Raw genomic sequence first — 20,482 nt, forward strand, 5'->3', positions numbered from 1 at the left:
TTCAAACCCTCAAGTGAACTGCGAACCGTCTAGCACGGCCTCAATGCTTGTGACCGGGAGCGGAGTGGTCATGGTCATGGTCATGATTGTGCTCACTGTGGTCGTGGCCGCTGTGGTCCTGACGGCCTGTCGTGGGTTGCAGGCTGCAGATGTTCTCGTCAGCCTCCGAGTTCCAGTCGATTCCGACTGTGGCGTGTTCGATGCTGAACTGCTCTCGCAGCACCGCCTCGACGCGCTTGACCACAGCTCGCGCCTCCTCGTCCACGTTGGGTCGAACGTGTAGCGTGGCCATCGTGCGACCGGAAGTGAGTTGCCACACGTGAACATGGCTGACAGCCGCCAGGCCGGGCACAGTGCTCATCAGGCCTTGTTCCACCTTTTCCGGCGAAGCGTCCTCTGGCGCACCCTCCAACAGGATATGGATCGACTTGGCCAGGAGCTTCCAGGCGCTGCGCAGAATCAACGCCGCTACTAGAACCGACAGGATGGGGTCGATCGGAGTCCAGCCGGTGAAGTAGATGACGATCGCTGCAACGATGGCGCCGACAGAGCCGAGCAGGTCACCCATCACGTGGAGGATGGCACCTTTCACATTGACGTGATCGGTTTCGCCGCGGGTCATGATCCACAGCACGAGGACGTTGATCAGTAAGCCGAGCACGGCGACGATCATCATCGGGCCGGCGAGGATGACGGGCGGCGCCTGCAGCCGCTCCCACGCCTCGTAGGCGATCCATGCGACGATCGCGAACAGGGTCACGGCGTTCAGGAAGCCGGCGATGACCTCGAAGCGCAGGTAACCGAATGTGCGTTTGCTGTCGGCTGCGCGGCGACCGAATCGGAAGGCAGCGTAAGCCAGGGCAAGTGCCACGGCGTCGGTCAGCATGTGGCCAGCATCGGCAAGTAGGGCTAGCGAGCCCGACAGCACGCCGCCGACAGCTTCCACGAGCATGAAGCCGAAGATCAGGAAGAAGGAAACCAGAACCTTGCGCTCGTTGGCGCTGGTCACTGTGGGGGTGTGGTCGTGATCATGGTCGTGACCATGATCATGTGCATTGGATTGGGACATGGGCGCCTCTGCTGGTTGAGTGTTTGACTATGGTGAAATATAACACATGAATATGTGTTCATTTGATATATTTTGGCTCACCCTTCTCAGCCTCCGAAGCCATGCGTTGTGATGCCGCAACGAGAAAATGTGCCTATCCTTTCGGCCAGATACGGTGCAGGTCATCCAGAATCAGCTGGTGATGGTGCCTGCCTTGGTCTGCGTGTGTGCGTAAATGAGGGTGATCCGGCGGCAAGCTGGGGTGGTCATGCGCCACGTCAGAAGGGTCGCTGGCCGGCCACAGCCAGAGCGTCAGCGCCACGCCGGCCAAGCCGACCAGGGACATGACAATGAAGGTCGATGGCAAGCCCATGACCGCGCCGAAGCGGCCGGCAAGTGGGTAGCAGATGAGCCAACAGGCGTGCGACAGCGCGAAGTGTGCCGCGAAGATCGCAGGACGGTCCTCGGCATGGGCCGAGCGGCGCAGAAGACGGCCGGATGGCGTTTGCGCCACGCTGTAGCCAAAGCCGATGATCAACCACAGCGGCAGCAACAATGCATAGCTCGGCAGCAGTGCGCCGATCCCCGTGCCCACGACCAGTACGGTAGCGCCGGTGAGCATCGCGGTTCGGTCGGCCACCTTTTCCAGTAAGGATGGCAGAACGAAGGCTGCCACCATCGAACCGCCTCCGAATGCCGCCAGTGCCGACGCCACTTCGACCTCGCCTAGCAGCCTGTCGGACTTGAATTCATAAATGGACAGAGCGCGACAAAGACAAAGCGAATTGCCCACTATTTGAGCGTTTTTAACCGGTTGTTGCCCTGAATTTCCTGAATTCGAGCGGATTCAGCCTCTGTTCACGCATTTTGAACGGAATGCGGGCGCAACGTGGCCATGCGTTTCAAGTTCCACGCCAGGCACACCAGGGTCCATTCGTTCTGGACATTCGCCAGACCGCGCAGCAGGAACTGACGGAAGCCCATCACCGACTTGATGATTCCGAATACCGGTTCCACCGTCTGCTTGCGCTGCCCATAGGCCGCGCGCCCGGCCTTGGTCTTGAGTCGGTGCTTCATTTTGTCGACCGGACTGGTCGGCTCCGATGACGCTGCCGGCTCTTCGAAACGCTCGCGCCAGTGCCGATGGTGGGCGTCGCGGCCCACGGCAATCAGGGGCTCGATCCTGGCGGCCTCGCAGGCTTCGACATTCTTCTCGCTGAAGTAGCCGCTATCGGCCAGGAATTTCTCCGGCTGGTTCAGCTCCTCGGGAAGCGCTTGAAGCTTGGCCAGCATCGGTACGACCTGTTCCTTGTCGTTGCCCGCCTGGGTCACATGCGGCGCCATGACCAACATGGATTCGCTATCGACCAGCGCTTGGGCGTTGTAGCACTGCTCGAAGCCGCCACCAGCCACCTTCATGATGCGCGACTCTTCGTCGGTCAGGTTGATCTGGTCGTCCGGGCGCGGGCCCACCTGCGGCGGCTTCGGCGGTTTGCCTCCAGGCTTCTTGCCGTTGGCCTTTTCCTTGGCCTCGCGCTTGTCCAGCTTGGCTTGATACTCGGCCTGCTCGCGCTCGAGGCGTTCCTTGGCCCGCGCTTCGATCTTGGTCTTGGCTTCTGCTATGGCGGCCAGGCGGTCTTCGCGCCGCTTGATCTCGTCGGGCAGACTGACCCCGTCGGGGAGGTCGCTCTGATCGGCCGCTTCTGCCAGCTTGAGCATCTCCTGGACCTCGGCCTTTAGCTGGGCCTCGATCTTCTCGGCGTGAGCATAGGACAGGGCGCTGTGCCGCGAGGCATTGGCGTGGATCTTGGTGCCGTCCAGACTGACCGTGCCAAAACGCGAGACTTGGTTCTCGCGCGCGATTTGCAGTACCTGCACAAAGGTCGCGGCGAACTGCTCTCCGTGGCGACGGCGGAAGCTGGCCAGGGTGTCGTGATCCGGGTGCTGGTCGCAGGCGATAAACCGGAACGCCAGGGAGTCATAGCTGGCTCGCTCGATCTTGCGGCTTGAATACGCACCCGTGGCATAGCCGTAGATCAGCAACGACAGCAACATAGCCGGATGGTAGGCAGCGCTGCCACGGCCCGCATAGACGCTCTCCAGCTTCGACAGATCCAGGCCCTCTACGACCTCCACCACGTAGCGCGCCAAATGTGACTCGGGCAGCCAGTCCTGCACCGACGGCGGGAGCAAGTAGTCGATTTCGCGGTTTATCGGTCGAAAGCGGCTCATACAGTCAGGTTCCAGGAGCGATGCGCAATTCTACCGGCGAGGGGAAAAGTCCGACAGGCTGCTAGGCCAAAGCGCGCCTTCACGAGAACCACCGTGTTCACGATCACCATGGCGCCCGCCGCCGAGACGGCCAAGCTGATCGCCAGCAGGCCCCGCAGGCGTGGCGTAGCGAGATAGATGCGTGTGCCGCGGGTCGTGCGATCCCAAATGCCGCGGCGCGGTCCGGGAATAGTTGTGGGCAACCGCACGCTGACCACGAGCGCGGCTGAAACGAGGAAACCGAGCACTGTTCCCGCGAACAGGTTGTGAAAGCTGATGACGGTCAGCAGCGCAGCAGCCAGCATCGGGGAAATCAGGCTTTCCAGGTCATAGGCCAGCCGGGACAGCGACAGCGCCTTCGTGTAGTCCTCTTCATCGGGAAGGATGTCCGGGATAGTGGCTTGGAAAGTCGGCGTGAAGCCGGCGGATGCCGCTTGCAGGACAAAGATCAGCAGATAGATCTGCCAGACCTCGGTGACAAATGGCAAACAGATCGCGACAACCGCTCGTACCAGGTCCAGCGCTACGAGTAATGACCGTCGCGGGAACTGGTCGGCGAAGGCCTGTGCCGACGAGTGCGATCACCTGCGCGGTGAACAGGTGGCGGTAGGTGCGGTTCTTTAGGACGGAGAGCATCGAGAGACCTCAGAGCAGTTTGGTTAGTGCCTTCATTTCGGCCAGAACGGAGTCCTCACCATGAGACAGGCAGTGGTCGATGTGGTCATGGATCAGGACGCGCTTGGCCGCTGTGACGGCGCTCTCCACCGCAGCGAGCTGGCGAGCGATGTCCAGGCAGGTTTCTTCTCCTTCGATCATCCCGATGACGTGTCGCAGATGACCCTCGGCGCGCTTGAGCCGTTTCACGAGATCTGGGTGGCTGGTGTGCTTGTGCATCTCTTTCATGCAGCAATCATATCCCCCCCGGGGGATATGCTCAAGGAGTCTGCATAGCTGTTTGCGCAGTGGATTAGCCCCACCTCGCCTCTCGATGTCTTGCGCCCGACGCCCTCTCTAAGGCGATTGGTGCTCAAAGGATGTAAGGTTTTCTTTCCCATTCATATGAATAGATATACAATTGTTCATATCTGAGCCAGTGAACAGTGGCTTTTCAACGACAAGCACTTGCTCGGAAAGAGAACACCCAGCCGGGGGTAAGTACTGATGCAACACCGATGGAGAATTGAATGCTTCGCAAAGACATACGCAAGGGATGGATATGGGCGGTATCCACGCTTTGGGCCGGCACCGTGCTAGCCCAGCCAGTAGCCGCCCCTCACGTCCCATCCAGACCAGACAGCCATATGGTCGCCCAATTGTGGGAGTCAGCTTGGCAGCGGCAGCCAGAAGCCGCTGGAGAAGGCGCCTGGCAGCAGGCCGCCCAAGCACGCCAAGAGACGGCCGGCAGTTGGGTGGCAGGTCCGATGGCGCTGGAAGCCTCCACCAAAACTGATCGGTTCAACAACCGCAACGGACAGCGCGAATATGAAGTCGGGGTGGCTATTCCCCTTTGGATGCCTGGTGAGCGCGCCTCGTCGGCACGCTGGGCGGACGCGGAAAGCCTCGCGCTATCCAGCCGGATGCTGGCCGCCAAGCTACGCACGGCCGGACAGGTTCGCCAGGCATGGTGGGCATGGCAGCGTGCCCAGGCCGAATTGGTGGCGGCGCAGGATCGCACCCGCAGCGCGGACGAGTTGGCGCAAGATGTGGCTCGCCGGGTTCGCGCGGGCGACCTGGCGCAAGCCGACAGAAACCAGGCCGATGGCGCCTTGGCGTCGGCTCGTAGTGCCCTGGCCATTGCTCAGGCCGAAGAAATCACGCAGCGCGAGGCGTTGTTGGCACTGACCGGCATCGAGAGTATCCCGTCGCAGGCCGATTCCGCGCAGCCGGAGCAGTCAGGTGTCCGAGTTCAACCGGCATCGGCACAGCCGTCCGGCGCGTTGTTGGGTAACCACCCTGCGCTGCTGGAACTGCAGCACAAGGCGCTGGCGGCCCGCCGCTCTGCGGAACTGGTGTCCCATCAGAAGTACGCCAACCCCGAACTGACCCTGGCGACCACGCGGGATCGGGGCGGCTACGGCGAACGCTACAACCAGACGATCACGGTGGGTGTGCGCATTCCCTTCGGTACGGGTAGCCGTCATACCGAGCAATTGTCCAGCGCCAATGCGCAGGCACTGGAGGCTGAGTCGGCACTCGCGGCCCAGCGCACCCGGCTACTCTCGGAAATTCGAACTGCCCAATCGCGCGAACTGGCAACCAGCACCCAGATGCAGGCCGCTTCGGAGCGCCAGCGACTAGCCCAACAAACGCGCACCTTCTACCAAAAGTCGTTCGCGATGGGCGAGACGGACATGCCGACACGCCTTCGCATCGAGCAGGAGGCCACCGAGGCCGAGCGCGCGGCGCTGCTCGCCAAGGTGGAGCATGCCGCGGCCATCTCGTCCCTGTTGCAGGCACAAGGCACGCTGCCGCAGCCGACCGAGACTTTCACTGACATCTCCGGCACGCGCTGATCGGCGCGCGCTCAACCATCCTGGAACCTTAGAAATGTCGCAATCCTCTTTCTGGCGTGCAGCTGCCTTGTCCAGCCTCCTGCTTGGCAGTAGCGCAACGTGGGCCGGCGACGGCCATGACCATGGCGAAGCCGCTCCTGCCCCCGCAGCGGCCGCGCTTCCGCGCTTTGCCGCAGTTTCCGATGACTTCGAACTGGTGGGTGTGCTGAACGGCCAGCGTCTCACACTCTACCTCGACCATGCTGCCGACAACCGGCCGGTGACCGATGGCGAGCTGACCCTCGAGCTGGGTGGTCAACAGGTAAAGGTCAGCTCACACGGGGTTGGAGAGTTCGAGGCCGATCTGACTGAGCCGCTATCCGATGGCGAGACCTCAATCATGGCCACTGTTACTGCGCAGGGCCAATCGGACCTGTTGACGGGCGTTCTCGATGTTCATAGCGAAGACGCCGAACACGAGCATGCCGTCGCATCCGGCCGTGTGGTCGTACTAGGTGGCGGTGCCGCAGTCCTCGGCGTCGGTGTCCTAGCGTGGGCGCTGCGCAGACGTACACGCACCAACGGTGCACTGCGAGGTGCAGCATGAAGCGCAACTTCCGTTTCCTAATGACGACGGCCATGGCGGCTGCATTGGCTCTGGCTGCTCCCGCGTTCGCTCACGACGGCCATGACCACGGCGACGAAGCGCCGGCTGCGTCTTCCAATGGCCCCCAGCGCCAGCCTGATGGCAGCGTGTTTCTTCCGAAACCGTCGCAACGTCAGATCGGTGTACGCACCCAGCTGATCAAGCAGGAGCCCTTGGCCCGCAGCCATGAACTGGCTGGCAAAGTAATCATGGACCCGACGACAGGCGGCAAGGTCCAGGCAATGGTAATGGGCCGGCTGGTGCCCGGGCCGGATGGTCTGCCGCAGATCGGCCAATCCGTGCGCAAGGGCCAGGTGCTGGCTTACATCGAACCGGCCAGCGGTGTGCTGGAGCGCTCAGGCCAGATGGCCCAGGTTGCCGAGCTGCGTGCGGGCCAAGCGCTCGCGCAGAAGCGCTTGGCCCGGCTGCGCGAGCTGTCGGAGACCGTGCCCCGCAAGGAGATCGAAGCAGCCGAAAGCGAAGTGAACAGCCTGACCGAACGCGCCCGCGCCTTGAGCGGGGGCCTCGCCGGCAGGGACGTACTGAAGGCCCCAGTCAGCGGCGTCATCGCATCCAGCCCCGCAGTTGCCGGGCAGGTCGTGGATGCGCGCGAACTGGTGTTTGAGGTGGTCGATCCGACCCAACTGCGCATCGAGGCGCTTGCCTACGATCCGGCAATGGCACAGAACCTGGCCGGTGCTGCACTCGCAGTAGGCGGTCAGAAGGTGCCGCTGAGCTTCGTCGGTGCCGCCAGCAGCCTGCGCGAGCAGGCCCTGCCCATGCTGTTCAAGGGCACCAGCGAAAGCCTCTCGCGCTTGGCGGTCGGTATGCCGGTGGTGGTCTTCGTGCAAGAGGCGACGACGGTACCTGGCTACCGCGTGCCTTCCGGTGCGCTGATGAAGAACCCTGCCAACCAGAACATCGTCTGGGTCAAAGACCAGGCCGAGCGCTTCGAGCCGCGTGTCGTGAACATCACTCCTTTGGATGGTGCATCCATCGCTGTCACTTCGGGCCTGGCGGACGGCGACCGCGTGGTTGTCGAGGGCGCGTCCCTGATCAATCAAGTTCGTTGAGGGGCACCATTCCATGTTCAAGTGGCTTCTCGAAAATAGCTTACGAAACCGGCTCCTGGTCATCATCGGGGCGCTGGTGCTGATGGCGTATGGCGCGTTCACCCTGACGCGCACGCCGGTAGATGTCTTTCCCGATCTCAACAAGCCGACCGTCACTCTCATGACGGAGGCTGGCGGCATGGCTGCCGAAGAAGTCGAGCAACTCATCACGTTCCCGCTCGAAACGGCCATGAACGGCCTGCCCAGCGTCGAAAGCGTGCGCTCGGTCTCCAGCGCCGGGCTTTCCTTCATCTACGTGACATTTGACTGGAAGACCGACATCTTCCGGGCGCGCCAGATGGTCTCCGAACGCCTGACGTCCATGGAGGAAGGGCTAGCCCCGGGCGTGACGCCCACTATGGGGCCAATCAGCTCAGTGATGGGCGAGATCATGCAGATTGCAATCCCCATCGGTGCCAAGCCCTCAGGGCAGAAGAACGCAGCCCCGCCGCTGTCGGCCATGGACACTCGCGAGTACGCGGACTGGGTGCTACGCCCCCGGCTGATGGCCATACCTGGTGTTGCCCAAGTCATCCCGATCGGAGGCGAGGTCCGTCAGTTCCAGGTCCAGCCCAACACCACGCGAATGTCAGAGCTGGGCGTGACTGCGTCCGATCTGGATGCGGCTCTCAAGGGCTTCTCCGCGAACACTTCCGGCGGCTTCCTGGAGATCAATGGCCGCGAGTACCTGATCCGCAACCTGGGCCGCACGTCCCGACTCGACGACCTGCGTAACCTGCCTCTCGCGGTGCGTGCGGGCCAACCCATCCTGCTCCACCAGGTCGCCGATGTTCAGTTTGCGCCAGCCATCAAGCGCGGCGATGCGGGCTTCGAGGGCCTGCCAGCCGTGATCCTGGGCATCCAAAAGCAGCCCACGGCCGATACGATTGCACTGACCCGCTCGATCGAGTCAGCGTTGGCGGACATGAAGGGCTCACTGCCGGCTGGCATGGCCGAGCCACAGGTGACCTTCCGACAAGCCAACTTCATCGAGGCGTCCATCAGCACGCTGCAAGGCAAGCTCATCGGCGCATCGGTCTTCGTGGCGGTGATCCTGTTCTTCTTCCTGGGCACTTTGCGCCCCCTGGTGATCGCGTTGACCGCGATTCCTGCCTCGATCTTCGTGACCGGGCTGGTGTTCCACTATTTCGGCCTATCAATCAACACCATGACGCTCGGTGGGCTGGCGATCGCCATCGGCGGTCTCGTGGACGATGCTGTGGTCGATGTGGAGAACATCATGCGGCGGCTCAAGGAGGACCGCACCCGCCACCCTGAGAACCGGCTGACGCCCCTGGTCATCGTTGCCAGGGCCTCGATGGAGGTTCGCTCGGCGATTCTCTACGCCACGATGATCATTGTGCTGGTGTTCCTGCCCCTGTTCGCGCTGCCGGGGATGGAGGGGCGCTTGTTCGTGCCGCTGGGCATCGCCTTCATCGTCTCCACGCTGGCCTCGCTGCTGGTCTCTGTGACGGTCACTCCGGTGCTTTCGTACTACCTGCTGCCCAAGATGAGGACGCTGGACCATGGCGACACTCGGCTTCTAGCCTGGTTGAAGACGCGCTATCAGGGCGGCCTGCAGCGGGTCTTGCAGCGGCCGCGTGCCGCCCTTGGCATGGCCGCTGTGGCTGTCACACTGGCTGTCGCCGCGGTGCCATTCTTCCCGACCACGTTCCTGCCCCCGTTCAATGAAGGAACGTTGCTGGTGGGCCTGCGCCTGAATCCCGGTGTGACGCTGGCCGAATCTTCGGCGCTTGCCCAGCAAGCCGAGCTGCTGGTCGCGCAGGTGCCAGAGGTGCAGCACGTGGGCCGGCGCAGCGGACGGGCCGAGCTGGACGAGCATGCCGAAGGCGTGCATGTCAGCGAGCTGGACGTGGGCCTGCTGCCCGCCTCGGAGCTAAAGCGCTCCATGGAGGAGATCACCGCCGACATCCGTTCGCGTCTGGCTCACTTGCCCGGCTCCATCGGCATTGGCCAGCCGATCTCGCACCGCATCGACCACATGTTGTCGGGGGTGCGCTCGCAGATCGCCATCAAGGTGTTCGGCGAGGACCTGGACGTCCTGCGCGGGCAGGCGGATCTGCTGCGCGCCAAGCTGGCCGGAATTCCGGGGCTTGCTGACCTGGAGATCGAAAAGCAGGTCCTAGCGCCGCAGATCAAAATCCGCGTGGATTATGCGGCGGCGGGACGCTACGGCGTGGCCGCACCGCAAATTCTGTCCACGCTGCAAAGCCTGGTCGAAGGCGAAAAGATCACCGAGGTCATCGAGGGCAACCGCCGCTTCGCGCTGGTGGTTCGCCTGCCCGAGCAGGCGCGGTCGATTGAGGGCTTGAGCCGCATCCTCATCGACACGCCCATGGGTCGGGTCCCGTTGTCGCGCCTTGCCACCATCGAAGACAGCGACGGCCCCAACCAGGTCAGCCGCGACGATGGCCGTCGACGCATAGTTTTGTCGGCCAACGCTCAGGGACGGCCGCTGTCCGAAGTAGTGGCCGACATACGCAGCGTCGTCCAAGAAGTGCGCTTGCCCGAAGGCTACTTCATCACGCTGGGCGGCCAGTTCCAGGCACAAGAGGAAGCCTCGCGACTGGTGGGCCTGCTGTCCATCGTCTCCCTGACGCTCATGTTCGTGGTGTTGTACACGCGCTACAAGTCGGTCGTCCTATCAGCGCTCATCATGGTGAACATTCCATTGGCCCTGGTCGGCGCCGTGTTGGGGCTGTGGCTGTCTGGCCAGCCGTTGTCCGTGGCCGCCCTGGTCGGCTTCATCACGCTCGCGGGTATTTCTGTGCGCAACGGCATCCTGAAGGTGAGCCACTACCTCAACCTCATGCGCATGGAGGGCGAGGACTTCGACCAGAAGATGATCGTGCGTGGCTCGCTCGAACGGCTTTCCCCGGTTCTGATGACCGCGCTGGTCACGGCCTTCGCGCTGGCCCCGCTGCTGTTCGAGGCGTCCCGACCCGGTACTGAGATCCTGCACCCCGTCGCGGTGGTGATCTTCTCGGGGCTGGTCAGCTCCACGCTGCTAGACACCTTCCTTACACCCGCCATGTTCTGGCTGTTCGGCCGCAAGCCTGCCGAACGCCTGCTGGACGACCGCGACGCGGAGGCATTCTGATGCAACGCCTTCTGTCACCCGATTTCAACCACCGTAACCCTATAGGAGCTTTCATGTCTGTTCGATTTCGTTCCCTCACGGCCGGCACCGCCCTCGCCCTGGCATCCGTCACCGCCTTCGCCGCAGGCGACCATGACCACGCGCATGACCACAAGCCGCTGCATGGTGGCGTCGTGACCGAAGTCCGGGACGTGGACTACGAGTTGGTCGTTCAGCCCGCAGCAGCGCAACTCTACCTGCGCGACCACGGCAAGCAGGTCAATGTAAGCAACACCAAAGCCAAGCTCACACTGTTGACCGGCTCACAAAAGCAGGAGGTGCAACTCACGCCTGCCGCGGACGGAAGCCGCCTCGAAGGCAGCGGGACCTTCGCCGCAGCCAAGGGCACGAAGGCCGTCGTCCAAGTCGAACGTGGGGGCAATACCGCGAGCGCCCGGTTCGTTCTGCCGTAGTGTTCAACGTGATCGTCAGGGAACGAGCTGTAATCTGGCGACCACCTGACAAAAGGCGCGACATAGGCGCTCACTATTTCCTCAAAAACTTTGGAGATGTAAATCATGGAAATGCATTTCGACGTCATTGTTATCGGTGCCGGCCCAGGCGGATACATCGCGGCCATTCGCGCTGCCCAATTAGGCATGAAGGTCGCTTGTGTAGATGCCTGGAAGAACAAGGACGGAAAGCCAGCACCTGGCGGCACCTGCAACAACATCGGTTGTATCCCTTCGAAAGCGCTACTGCAGTCGTCAGAGAACTTTGAACAAGCCAAGCACCACTTTGGCACGCACGGCATCTCCACGGGTGATCTGCGCATGGATGTGACCACGATGTTGGAACGTAAGAATCAGGTCGTGAAGTCCAGCAACGAAGGCATCCTTTATCTGTTCCGCAAAAACAAGGTCCAGTTTTTCAACGGCCTGGCGTCTTTCACCAGGACTGTCGATGGTGGCTTCGAGGTGAGCGTCGCCGCCGATGAGGCTGTTACCTTGGTGGGCAAGCAGATCATCGTTGCCACAGGCTCCAACGTGCGGCCACTCCCCAACCTACCGTTCGATGAGCGGGTCGTGCTCTCCAACGACGGCGCGCTGGACATCGCGGCCGTGCCCGATCGGTTGGCCGTCATCGGTGCCGGCGTGATCGGCCTGGAGCTGGGCTCCGTTTGGCGCCGCCTGGGGGCGGATGTCACGATCCTCGAAGGCTTGCCCAGCTTCCTGCCAATCGTCGACCAAGCCATCGCCAAGGAGGCGAAGAAGGCGTTCGACAAGCAAGGCCTGAAGATCGAACTAGGTGCGAAGGTTCGCGAAGTCAATGCAACCGAGGCTGGCGTGACTATTCACTACACCGACAGCCAGGGCCAGACGCAGTCCTTGCAGGCAGACAAAGTGATCGTGGCTATCGGCCGTGTGCCCAACACCGAAGGCCTGAATCCGGCCGCCGTGGGACTCCAACTGGATGAGCGCGGCGCCGTGCTGGTGGACGATGAATGCCGCACCAGTGTGCCCGGCATCTGGGCCATCGGTGACGTGGTGCGTGGCCCGATGTTGGCGCACAAGGCGGAAGAGGAAGGTGTCGCAGTGGCCGAGCGCATTGCCGGCCAGCACGGTCACGTCGATTTCAATACGATCCCCAACGTCATCTACACCAGCCCAGAGATTGCCTGGGTAGGCCGCACCGAGCAGCAGCTCAAAGAGCAGGGCACCGCCTATCGAATCGGTTCCTTCCCGTTCATGGCCAATGGCCGCGCGCGTGCGCTGGGCGACACGCCGGGCCTCGTCAAGGTGATCGCCGATCCTGCCACTGATGAGATACTCGGCGTGCATGTGGTCGGCCCGCAGGCCAGTGAACTGGTGGCCGAGGCCGTGATCGCCATGGCGTTCAAGGCCAGCAGCGAAGACATCGCCCGCATCTGCTTTGCCCATCCGACCCTCTCCGAGACGTTCAAAGAGGCCTCGCTGGCCGTGGACAAGCGCGCGCTCAACTTCTGATTGATCGGAAGCGGCATCCAAACCACCTCACCGAACGCAGCTGCGGGCGGTGGGGCGCATATCGCCATGGAACGTAGGCCACGCCGCAACGGCATGCTATGCCCAACAGTTACTCGTCGTTGTGGTCTTCCGCGATGTGGGTGGCCATATCCAGCAGCACCTGGTTCACGTGCTTGTCCGCCACCTCATAGAAGATCTGTTTGGCTTGGCGCACGCCCTTGACCAGGCGAGCACCGCGCAGCAGCCGCAGGTGGTGGCTCACCAGCGACTGCGAGAGTTCGAGGGTTTCAGCGATGTCCCCGACCGAGGAAGAGCCTTTCATGCAGCACAGCATGATTCTCAGCCGGGACGGGTCACCCAGGAGGCGGAATGTCTCAGCCAAGATGGTCACGTCATTCTGTGACAGCGATTCCAAATCGGCGCTGGGACCCTTCGGTGGGGTACTGAATGGCTTACTTGTATTCATTTTTAAAATATTTCCTAACCTCGAATGGCTGTTTTCGCCCTTCAGAATTAACAAGGCAGCGGCCGCTTAGGCGCGCGCAGCAAAGAACCAGTGCGAGCCTGGCAGGCAAGGCCTCCGTTCCCCGTGCACCGGGTCATTTCTGAAACCTGACAGCATCCGAAAAAGCGCTTGACCTTCCCACGATGGTAAACCCTAAGCTCCCTCCATGTCGAATTTCAACTATGGGAAGCACACCATGAGCATGGCAACAACGAGTAGTGCTGGCGCCCAAGCAGCGGCAATCAGCCTGCCCATCGAGGGCATGACCTGCGCAAGCTGTGTCGGCCGAGTCGAGGCCGCCCTTGCCAAGGTCGAGGGCGTGGCAAGCGTGTCTGTCAATCTCGCCACCGAGCGAGCGGACATTCGCCTGAACCGTCCTGTCGATCGCATGGCGCTGATCCAGGCGATCGAGAAGGTAGGGTACGACGTGCCTCAGGGCACCATCGAGCTGGCGATCGGAGGCATGACCTGCGCTTCGTGCGTGGGCCGCGTCGAGAAGGCGCTCAAGGCGGTGCCGGGCGTCACTGAGGCTGTGGTCAATCTGGCGACCGAGCGCGCTACCGTGCGTGGCGTAGCATCCGTGCAGGATCTGATTGCTGCTGTCGATAAGGTCGGCTACGAGGCCAGCCCGGTCGATACAGGCATGCAGGCCGACGAGGAAGCTGCCGAGAAAAAGGACGCCGAGCGCGCCGAACTCAAGCGCGACCTGACCCTGGCCGCCGTGCTGGCGCTGCCTGTGTTCGTGCTCGAAATGGGCTCGCACATGATTCCCGGCATGCACGAGTGGGTGGCTTCCACCATTGGCATCCAGCAGAGCTGGTATCTGCAGTTCGTGCTGACCCTGCTGGTGCTCGCCATTCCGGGCTGGCGCTTCTATGAGAAGGGCTTCCCGGCGCTGTTCCGCCTGGGTCCCGACATGAACTCGCTGGTCGCGGTCGGCACGGCCGCGGCCTTCGGTTATTCGATGGTCGCCACGTTCGCGCCCAGTCTGCTGCCGGCCGGCACGGTGAACGTGTACTACGAGGCGGCAGCCGTCATCGTGGCGCTGATCCTGCTGGGCCGCTTTCTTGAGGCACGGGCCAAGGGCCGCACCTCCGAGGCCATCAAGCGCCTGATCGGCCTGCAGGCCAAGGAGGCGCACGTGCTGCGCGACGGCCGCATCGTGGACATCCCGATCAACGACGTGGCGCAGGGCGACATCGTGGAAGTGCGCCCCGGCGAGCGCGTGCCGGTCGATGGTGAAGTGACCGAGGGCCGCAGCTTCGTGGACGAGTCGATGATCACCGGCGAGCCGATTCCCGTCGAAAAGGCGGAAGGCAGCACCGTGGTCGGCGGCACCGTCAACCAGAAGGGTGCGCTGACGCTGCGTGCCACCGCCGTGGGCGGTCAGACCATGCTGGCGCAGATCATCCGCATGGTCGAGCAGGCGCAAGGTTCCAAGCTGCCGATCCAGGCCGTGGTGGACAAGGTGACGCTGTGGTTCGTGCCCGCCGTCATGCTGGCCGCGGTGCTGACCTTCCTGGTCTGGCTGGTGTTCGGCCCGTCGCCCGCGCTGTCCTTCGCGCTGGTCAATGCCGTGGCGGTGCTGATCATTGCCTGCCCTTGCGCCATGGGTTTGGCGACGCCGACCTCCATCATGGTCGGCACGGGCCGGGGCGCCGAGATGGGCGTGCTGTTCCGCAAGGGTGAAGCCCTGCAACTGCTCAAGGACGCCAAGGTGGTGGCCGTGGACAAGACCGGCACGCTGACCGAGGGCCGCCCGGTCCTGACCGACCTGGAGATTGCCGACGGCTTTGACCGCAACCAGGTGCTGGCGAAGGTCGCCGCTGTCGAATCGCGCTCGGAGCATCCGATCGCACGCGCCATCGTCGAGTCGGCCGTGGAAGGTGGCATCGCGCTGCCGACGATGACAGACTTCGATTCGGTCACGGGCATGGGCGTGCGCGCCACCGTGGACGGCGCGCGTGTCGAGGTCGGTGCCGATCGCTTCATGCGTGAGCTGGGGTTGGACGTGGGCAGCTTCGCTCGCACGGCCGAGCGCCTGGGCAACGAGGGCAAGTCACCGCTGTACGCCGCGATCGACGGCCGGCTGGCCGCCATCATCGCGGTGGCCGATCCGATCAAGTCCAGCACGCCCGCGGCCATTGCCGCGTTGCACCAGCTCGGCCTGAAGGTGGCGATGATCACCGGCGACAACGCGCGTACCGCGCAGGCCATCGCCAAGCAACTGGGCATCGACGAGGTGGTGGCCGAAGTGCTGCCCGAGGGCAAGGTCGAAGCCGTGCGCCGGCTGAAAGCCAGCCACGGCCAGATCGCCTACGTGGGCGACGGCATCAACGACGCCCCGGCGCTGGCCGAGGCCGACGTGGGCCTGGCCATCGGCACCGGCACCGACGTGGCGGTGGAGTCGGCCGACGTAGTGCTGATGTCGGGCAACCTGCAGGGCGTGCCCAACGCCATCGCGCTGTCCAAGGCGACCATCGGCAACATCCGCCAGAACCTGTTCTGGGCGTTTGGCTACAACACGGCCCTGATCCCGGTGGCCGCTGGCGTCCTGTACCCCGCATACGGTGTGCTGTTGTCGCCGATCTTCGCGGCTGGCGCGATGGCGCTGTCCAGCGTGTTCGTGCTCGGCAACGCGCTGCGCCTGCGCCGCTTCCAGCCGCCGCTGGCGGCGGATACCGCTCATTGAGAAAGGAGGAACACCATGAACATCGGTGAAGCATCCAAGGCCTCGAAGGTCTCGGCCAAAATGATCCGCTACTACGAGCAAATCGGTCTGATCCCTCCGGCTGACCGCACCGATTCGGGCTACCGCGCCTATACCCAGGACGACGTTCACCGGTTGCATTTCATCCGGCGTTCGCGCGACCTCGGCTTCTCGGTGGCCGAGATCACGGACTTGCTGGGACTGTGGAATGACAAGTCGCGCCAGAGTGCTGATGTAAAGCGTCTGGCCCAGCAACACATCGACGAGTTGGACCGGCGCATCGAGAGCATGCTGGAGATGGCCGCGACGCTCAAGGCGCTGATCCGGTGTTGCGCCGGCGACGAACGGCCCGACTGCCCGATCCTGCACACGCTGGAGCAGCCCGATATCAGTGACAACAAGCCCGAAGCGCGCACTGGCGCAGTGCCGCGCCGCGCGCGAGCCAACGCAGCAGGAAAAAAGCCGTGTGCGCACTGAGCAGCCAGGAGAGATATGCCCAAAATCACCGTCTTGCCCCATCCTGAACTGGCGCCTGAGGGAGCCGAACTGAACGTGCCAGCAGGCACTTCGATCTGCGAGGCCCTGCTGGACAACGGCATCGAGATCGAGCATGCCTGCGACATGAGCTGTGCCTGCACGACCTGTCACTGCATCGTGCGCAAGGGGTTCGATTCTCTAAACGAAGTCGAGGAATGCGAGGACGATCTGCTCGACCGGGCCTGGGGACTGGAGGCGCAGTCGCGGCTGAGCTGCCAGGCCATCGTTGCGACCGAAGACCTGACCGTCGAGATCCCCAAGTACACGATCAACCATGCCAAGGAGAACCACTAGGAGCCTGCGTGCTGCCTCAGGCGCACCGGCCTGCGGCAGGGTTGCTCTGGCAGATGGAGGACTGACGGCATTGCCGCCAGATAACCAACCCGTGGGCCAGACCAACCCGCGAGCCAGGTGTCTACACTCCCTTTGCACGGTCGTCGGTTAGGCTGGAAAGGTCATCAACGTCCTTAAATCCGTGACGGCCGGCCCATGGAAAGTCCCACAGGAGAAGTCCTGCATGTCTGCGCCCAAGCTAGCCACGCTCTACCGAATGGTCATGCCCGGCCATACCTGCCCCTACGGGCTGAAGTCGCTCGATCTGCTCAACCGCAAGGGCTACGAGGTCGAGGACAAACACTTGGCAAGCCGCGAGCAGACGGATGCGTTCAAGAAGGAGCATGGCATCGAGACCACGCCCCAGGTCTTCATAAACGGGCGGCGCGTGGGCGGCTACGACGACCTACGCAAATTCTTCGGCATGTCCGTGAAGGACAAGAACGCCGTGACCTAGACCCCTGTGATCGCGCTGTTCGCCACGGCGGCCGCAATGGCGCTGGCGGCGAGCTGGGCGGCCTTCGGCCAAGTCTAGAGCATTCAGGCGGCAGAGTGGTTCGTGGCCTTTGCCATGTGCCTCCTGGCGCTGCAGAAGCTCAAGGACGTGGACGGCTTCGCGACGACCTGCTGGCCAAGCGCTGGGTTCGGTATGCCTATTTCTACCCGTTCGCGGAGGCCATCGCAGGCGTCCAGATGGTCGCGGGCGTGGGGATGTGGGTGTCGATTCCGTTGGCGCTGTTCATCGGGACCGTCGGGGCCGTGTCGGTTTTCAAGGCGGTCTATGTCGATCGCCGGGAACTCAAGTGCGCCTGCGTGGGCGGGGACAGCAACGTGCCGCTGGGCTTCGTGTCCCTGACCGAGAACCTGATGATGGTGGCGATGGCCCTGTGGCCAAGGTCGGCCTACCTTGGGATGCACTGAGCGCCGCGCCAGGTACGGCGCAGCGCACGTGCTCGCATCGGCCGTCCTGTGTGCATGCCGGCCACGATGCGGTGTTACTGCGCGCGCGGCGGGAAGCCAGCTTCGCTCAGGGCCGCGGCGATCTGCTCTTGCGAGGCCGAGGTCTGGACCTCGACACGGCGGGTCGGCGGGTCCGTGACGATCTTGGCGTTGGGGTCGATCATTTGGATCGTTTTCGTCACAGTGCGGGCGCAGCCGCCGCAGGTCATGTCTTCGAGATGGAATTGCATGGAAAACTCCTTTCGGGTTGGGGTGTTTGAAGTGTGCTCCTTGCCACCGTTGGAAGGTCAATCGCTATTTGCATCCCCGCCACACCAACCGGCCGAATGCTCATAGGGGCAAGGCCGTGGTGCTCTTTACGCGATCCAGCACGAAGCTGGTCTTGCAGTCCTGCACGCTGGGGTGCTTGAGCAGCGTGTCGAGCACGAAGCGGGAGTAGTGAGCCATGTCCATGACGACCACCCGCAGCAGATAGTCCATGTCGCCGGTCAGCGCATGGCACTCCACAACCTCTGGCCAGTTCTGGACAGACGCGCGGAACACGTCCATGGGATTGCGCTTGTGCGAGTCGGAGTACTGGGCCGACTTCTACACGAAGTTCTTCAACTTCCAAGAGATCCGCTACTTCGACATCAACGGCGAGTACACCGGCCTAGCCTCCAAGGCGATGAGCGCGCCGGACGGCCTGATCCGCATCCCGCTGAACGAGGAAGCACGCCAGGGCGGCGGCCAGATTGAGGAATTCTTGATGCAGTTCAGCGGCGAGGGCATCCAGCACATCGCCCTGCTGTGCGACAACCTACTCGATGCGCTCGACCGCGTGCAGATGGCCGGTATCCCGCTGCTGACCGCCCCAACGACATCTATTACGCAAACTTGGAAAAGCGCCTGCCCGGCCATGGCCAGCCCGTACCCGAGTTGCAGGCGCGCGGCATTCTGCTCGACGGCACGACCGAAGGCGGCCAGCCCCGCCTGCTGCTGCAGATATTCTCCGAGCCGCTGCTTGGCCCGGTGTTCTTCGAGTTCATCGAGCGCAAGGGCAACTACCGCGAGGGCTTCGGCGAAGGAAACTTCGGTGCCTTGTTCGAGTCGATGGAACGCGACCAGATCAACCGTGGCTCGTTGGAAATCAACCCGGCCTGATTTGGGCCTTTCCATGAAGGCAGAGCGCCTTCAGTCCTACATCTCGCGAGCCCCTCTGTGGGCTCGCGCTACTTTGGCGTCAGTACTGCCTTAGCCGCTCAAGCATTGAGCGGGTTGGCTTCGGCGTCACGTTCCGAAACAGTTGCTACCGCCCTTGACTTGAGTTAATACATGAACATATGTATTCTTATTCAGATACACCGATGGCCTTTTTCCTCGCCCTGAAGAGGGACCCAGCACTACGTCGCCCCCTCTAAGCGCACTTCGGCAGCAATGCGCCGTGGCCAACCCAATGACCAGGATTGCTGAAGGACGTGCCCATGGAACTTCGTCATTTGCGCTGCTTCGTGGCTCTCGCCGAAGAGCTGCATTTCACCCGTGCTGCGGAGCGCTTGCACATCGAGCAGCCGCCGCTGTCCCGCACGATCAAGGAATTGGAAGACGAACTGGGGGTGCTGCTCTTTGACCGCGATCGGCGGGGAACGCGGTTGACGCCAGCGGGCACCACCTTCCTTCAGGACATTCGCAGGCTGTTCACCAACCTGGAGCAGGCACGAGAAAACGTCAGGGCGATCGCCGCAGGCCTAAGAGGCAGCGTGCGCATCGCCATCTCCGATGGCGCCATCGACCCGCGGCTGTCTGCACTTCTTGCCCTGTGCCGCCAGGAGGAGCCGGAGATCGAAATACGGCTCTCCGAGGTCACCCTGGCGGAACAGTTGCGGGGACTGCGATCCGGCGACTTCGCGATCGGTTTCGCACACACCGCGGACGTCGGCGACGGACTGGTGACGGAGCCCATCTGGCAGGACCCGCTGGTGGTGACCGTGCCGATCCGGCACCCGTTGCTGGCCCACAAGGAAGTGTCGCTACGTGAACTCGTGAGTTACCCGCTGGTGATGTGTGATCCGCAGCTTTGCGAGGGCTACTGCCGCGAATTGACCCGGCTGCTACATCCCCTGGAGCGCGAGTCCACCATCGTTGAGCATGTCTCGTCGCTGGACATGATGCTCACATTGGTCGGAGCTGGTTACGGCATCGGCTTCGCAACGGCGACCCGAATCGCGGCGTGTCAACGTCCCGACGTGGTGATCCGGCCGTTGGCGCTCGATTCGGCCGTCATCATCACCTACCTGCTTCGGCCCGAAGGCGGTAGCGGACTATCCGCACCCGTAGAGCGCTTCATCGAGCGTTTGCGTTCGCCAAAGAGCGATTAGCTACGACGCCTGCGCCACATCCGGCGTCACGCATCGCCCTGAAGGTAGAGGTTGCGCTCCGTGGCCGTCATCAGTTCGGCCGAGCTGATCTTGAGAGCCAGGGAAATTTTTAGAATGAGAGCGAGTGTCGGCATGTGCTCGCCGCGCTCAATCTTGCCCATGTGCGAGCGCGCGATCCCCGCCAAGCCCGCGAACTCATCCTGAGCAATCCCCTGAGCCAGGCGAGCGGCTCGCACCGCTTGCCCGAACGCCAACGCCGGTGCGGACTCATAGGTGGTTACTCCGGCGGGCCGTCCAGGCCGAATAGTGCGCTTCTGCATTCGCAGAAGCGTCATGGAATCACTGATCTTTAACCACGTTAAAGATATCTCTTGAGTATGATGTCGGCTGCTCTTTTCGATCCCG

Annotated in this window: 17 protein-coding genes and 4 pseudogenes; 12 read left to right on the top strand and 9 right to left on the bottom strand. The window is 62.8% G+C overall.

Going from position 1 to position 20,482, the window contains the following annotated elements; all coding sequences use genetic code 11:
- Positions 1–40 precede the first annotated feature (40 nt).
- The 5 genes and pseudogenes from LG388_RS21040 to LG388_RS21060 form a co-directional block, all read right to left on the bottom strand.
- Positions 41–1,069, bottom strand: coding sequence for a cation diffusion facilitator family transporter (locus LG388_RS21040; RefSeq protein ID WP_021205762.1), 1,029 nt, complete (start codon positions 1,067–1,069; stop codon positions 41–43).
- Positions 1,070–1,202: 133 nt separating this feature from the next.
- Positions 1,203–1,841: an MFS transporter gene (locus tag LG388_RS21045; protein WP_225784559.1), complete on the bottom strand. Its 639-nt coding sequence runs from the start codon at positions 1,839–1,841 to the stop codon at positions 1,203–1,205.
- Positions 1,842–1,906: 65 nt separating this feature from the next.
- A complete protein-coding gene (locus tag LG388_RS21050) occupies positions 1,907–3,280 on the bottom strand; it encodes an IS1182 family transposase (protein WP_003458619.1) in 1,374 nt (457 codons plus the stop codon).
- 62 nt (positions 3,281–3,342) lie between these two features.
- Positions 3,343–3,955 (bottom strand): annotated as a pseudogene (locus tag LG388_RS21055) (MFS transporter); the annotation flags it as partial.
- Positions 3,956–3,964: 9 nt separating this feature from the next.
- Positions 3,965–4,222 carry a metal-sensing transcriptional repressor gene (locus LG388_RS21060; RefSeq protein WP_304956861.1) on the bottom strand — a complete coding sequence of 86 codons (258 nt, stop codon included), beginning with the start codon at positions 4,220–4,222 and terminating at the stop codon, positions 3,965–3,967.
- A gap of 281 nt (positions 4,223–4,503) precedes the next feature.
- Here LG388_RS21060 and LG388_RS21065 point away from each other — a divergent pair, with 281 nt between their 5' ends.
- From LG388_RS21065 to lpdA, 6 genes are all read left to right on the top strand, one after another.
- Positions 4,504–5,832 carry a TolC family protein gene (locus LG388_RS21065; RefSeq protein WP_003821158.1) on the top strand — a complete coding sequence of 443 codons (1,329 nt, stop codon included), beginning with the start codon at positions 4,504–4,506 and terminating at the stop codon, positions 5,830–5,832.
- Positions 5,833–5,866: 34 nt separating this feature from the next.
- Positions 5,867–6,418 (top strand): hypothetical protein, encoded by a 552-nt coding sequence (locus LG388_RS21070; RefSeq protein WP_225784560.1) that lies wholly within the window; start codon positions 5,867–5,869, stop codon positions 6,416–6,418.
- Positions 6,415–7,530: an efflux RND transporter periplasmic adaptor subunit gene (locus LG388_RS21075; protein WP_003821159.1), complete on the top strand. Its 1,116-nt coding sequence runs from the start codon at positions 6,415–6,417 to the stop codon at positions 7,528–7,530. Before LG388_RS21070 ends, LG388_RS21075 begins: the two co-directional genes overlap by 4 nt.
- Before the next feature lie 13 nt (positions 7,531–7,543).
- Entirely contained in the window at positions 7,544–10,690 is a 3,147-nt protein-coding gene (locus LG388_RS21080) for an efflux RND transporter permease subunit (protein WP_012614056.1), read from the top strand.
- 53 nt (positions 10,691–10,743) lie between these two features.
- Positions 10,744–11,142, top strand: a complete 399-nt coding sequence (locus tag LG388_RS21085; RefSeq protein ID WP_015912828.1) for a hypothetical protein — start codon at positions 10,744–10,746, stop codon at positions 11,140–11,142.
- A gap of 105 nt (positions 11,143–11,247) precedes the next feature.
- Entirely contained in the window at positions 11,248–12,675 is a 1,428-nt protein-coding gene (gene lpdA / locus LG388_RS21090) for a dihydrolipoyl dehydrogenase (protein ID WP_015912827.1), read from the top strand.
- A 109-nt stretch (positions 12,676–12,784) separates the two neighbouring features.
- Here lpdA and LG388_RS21095 read toward each other — a convergent pair whose 3' ends face one another.
- On the bottom strand, positions 12,785–13,141 hold the full coding sequence (locus LG388_RS21095; protein ID WP_015912826.1) for a metalloregulator ArsR/SmtB family transcription factor: 357 nt from the start codon (positions 13,139–13,141) through the stop codon (positions 12,785–12,787).
- Between the two features lie 235 nt (positions 13,142–13,376).
- On the opposite strand from LG388_RS21095, the gene LG388_RS21100 reads away from it, so the two are divergent.
- The 4 genes and pseudogenes from LG388_RS21100 to LG388_RS26860 all read left to right on the top strand — a co-directional run bounded on the left by LG388_RS21100 (position 13,377) and on the right by LG388_RS26860 (position 17,681).
- Positions 13,377–15,872, top strand: coding sequence for a heavy metal translocating P-type ATPase (locus tag LG388_RS21100; protein ID WP_017511447.1), 2,496 nt, complete (start codon positions 13,377–13,379; stop codon positions 15,870–15,872).
- A 15-nt stretch (positions 15,873–15,887) separates the two neighbouring features.
- Positions 15,888–16,367 (top strand): Cu(I)-responsive transcriptional regulator, encoded by a 480-nt coding sequence (gene cueR / locus LG388_RS21105; protein ID WP_012614052.1) that lies wholly within the window; start codon positions 15,888–15,890, stop codon positions 16,365–16,367.
- 15 nt (positions 16,368–16,382) lie between these two features.
- Positions 16,383–16,721, top strand: coding sequence for an ISC system 2Fe-2S type ferredoxin (gene fdx, locus LG388_RS21110; protein ID WP_012614051.1), 339 nt, complete (start codon positions 16,383–16,385; stop codon positions 16,719–16,721).
- Between the two features lie 223 nt (positions 16,722–16,944).
- Positions 16,945–17,681: pseudogene (locus LG388_RS26860) on the top strand (MauE/DoxX family redox-associated membrane protein).
- 74 nt (positions 17,682–17,755) lie between these two features.
- Here LG388_RS26860 and LG388_RS21125 read toward each other — a convergent pair.
- Positions 17,756–17,950 (bottom strand): heavy-metal-associated domain-containing protein, encoded by a 195-nt coding sequence (locus LG388_RS21125; protein WP_012614049.1) that lies wholly within the window; start codon positions 17,948–17,950, stop codon positions 17,756–17,758.
- A 100-nt stretch (positions 17,951–18,050) separates the two neighbouring features.
- A pseudogene (locus LG388_RS21130) lies at positions 18,051–18,299 on the bottom strand (Lrp/AsnC ligand binding domain-containing protein); the annotation flags it as partial.
- Between LG388_RS21130 and LG388_RS21135 the strand changes: the two are divergent.
- Both LG388_RS21135 and LG388_RS21140 read left to right on the top strand, forming a co-directional pair.
- Positions 18,295–18,863 (top strand): annotated as a pseudogene (locus LG388_RS21135) (4-hydroxyphenylpyruvate dioxygenase family protein); the annotation flags it as partial. The pseudogenes LG388_RS21130 and LG388_RS21135 overlap by 5 nt on opposite strands.
- A 320-nt stretch (positions 18,864–19,183) precedes the next feature.
- Positions 19,184–20,077: a LysR family transcriptional regulator gene (locus LG388_RS21140; RefSeq protein ID WP_012614048.1), complete on the top strand. Its 894-nt coding sequence runs from the start codon at positions 19,184–19,186 to the stop codon at positions 20,075–20,077.
- 26 nt (positions 20,078–20,103) lie between these two features.
- On the opposite strand, the gene LG388_RS21145 is transcribed toward LG388_RS21140, so the two are convergent.
- Positions 20,104–20,397, bottom strand: coding sequence for a helix-turn-helix domain-containing protein (locus LG388_RS21145; protein ID WP_024082527.1), 294 nt, complete (start codon positions 20,395–20,397; stop codon positions 20,104–20,106).
- Positions 20,398–20,482: the final 85 nt, after the last annotated feature.

The organism is Xenophilus sp. Marseille-Q4582, from assembly GCF_916700565.1.
Classification (GTDB): domain Bacteria; phylum Pseudomonadota; class Gammaproteobacteria; order Burkholderiales; family Burkholderiaceae_C; genus Xenophilus.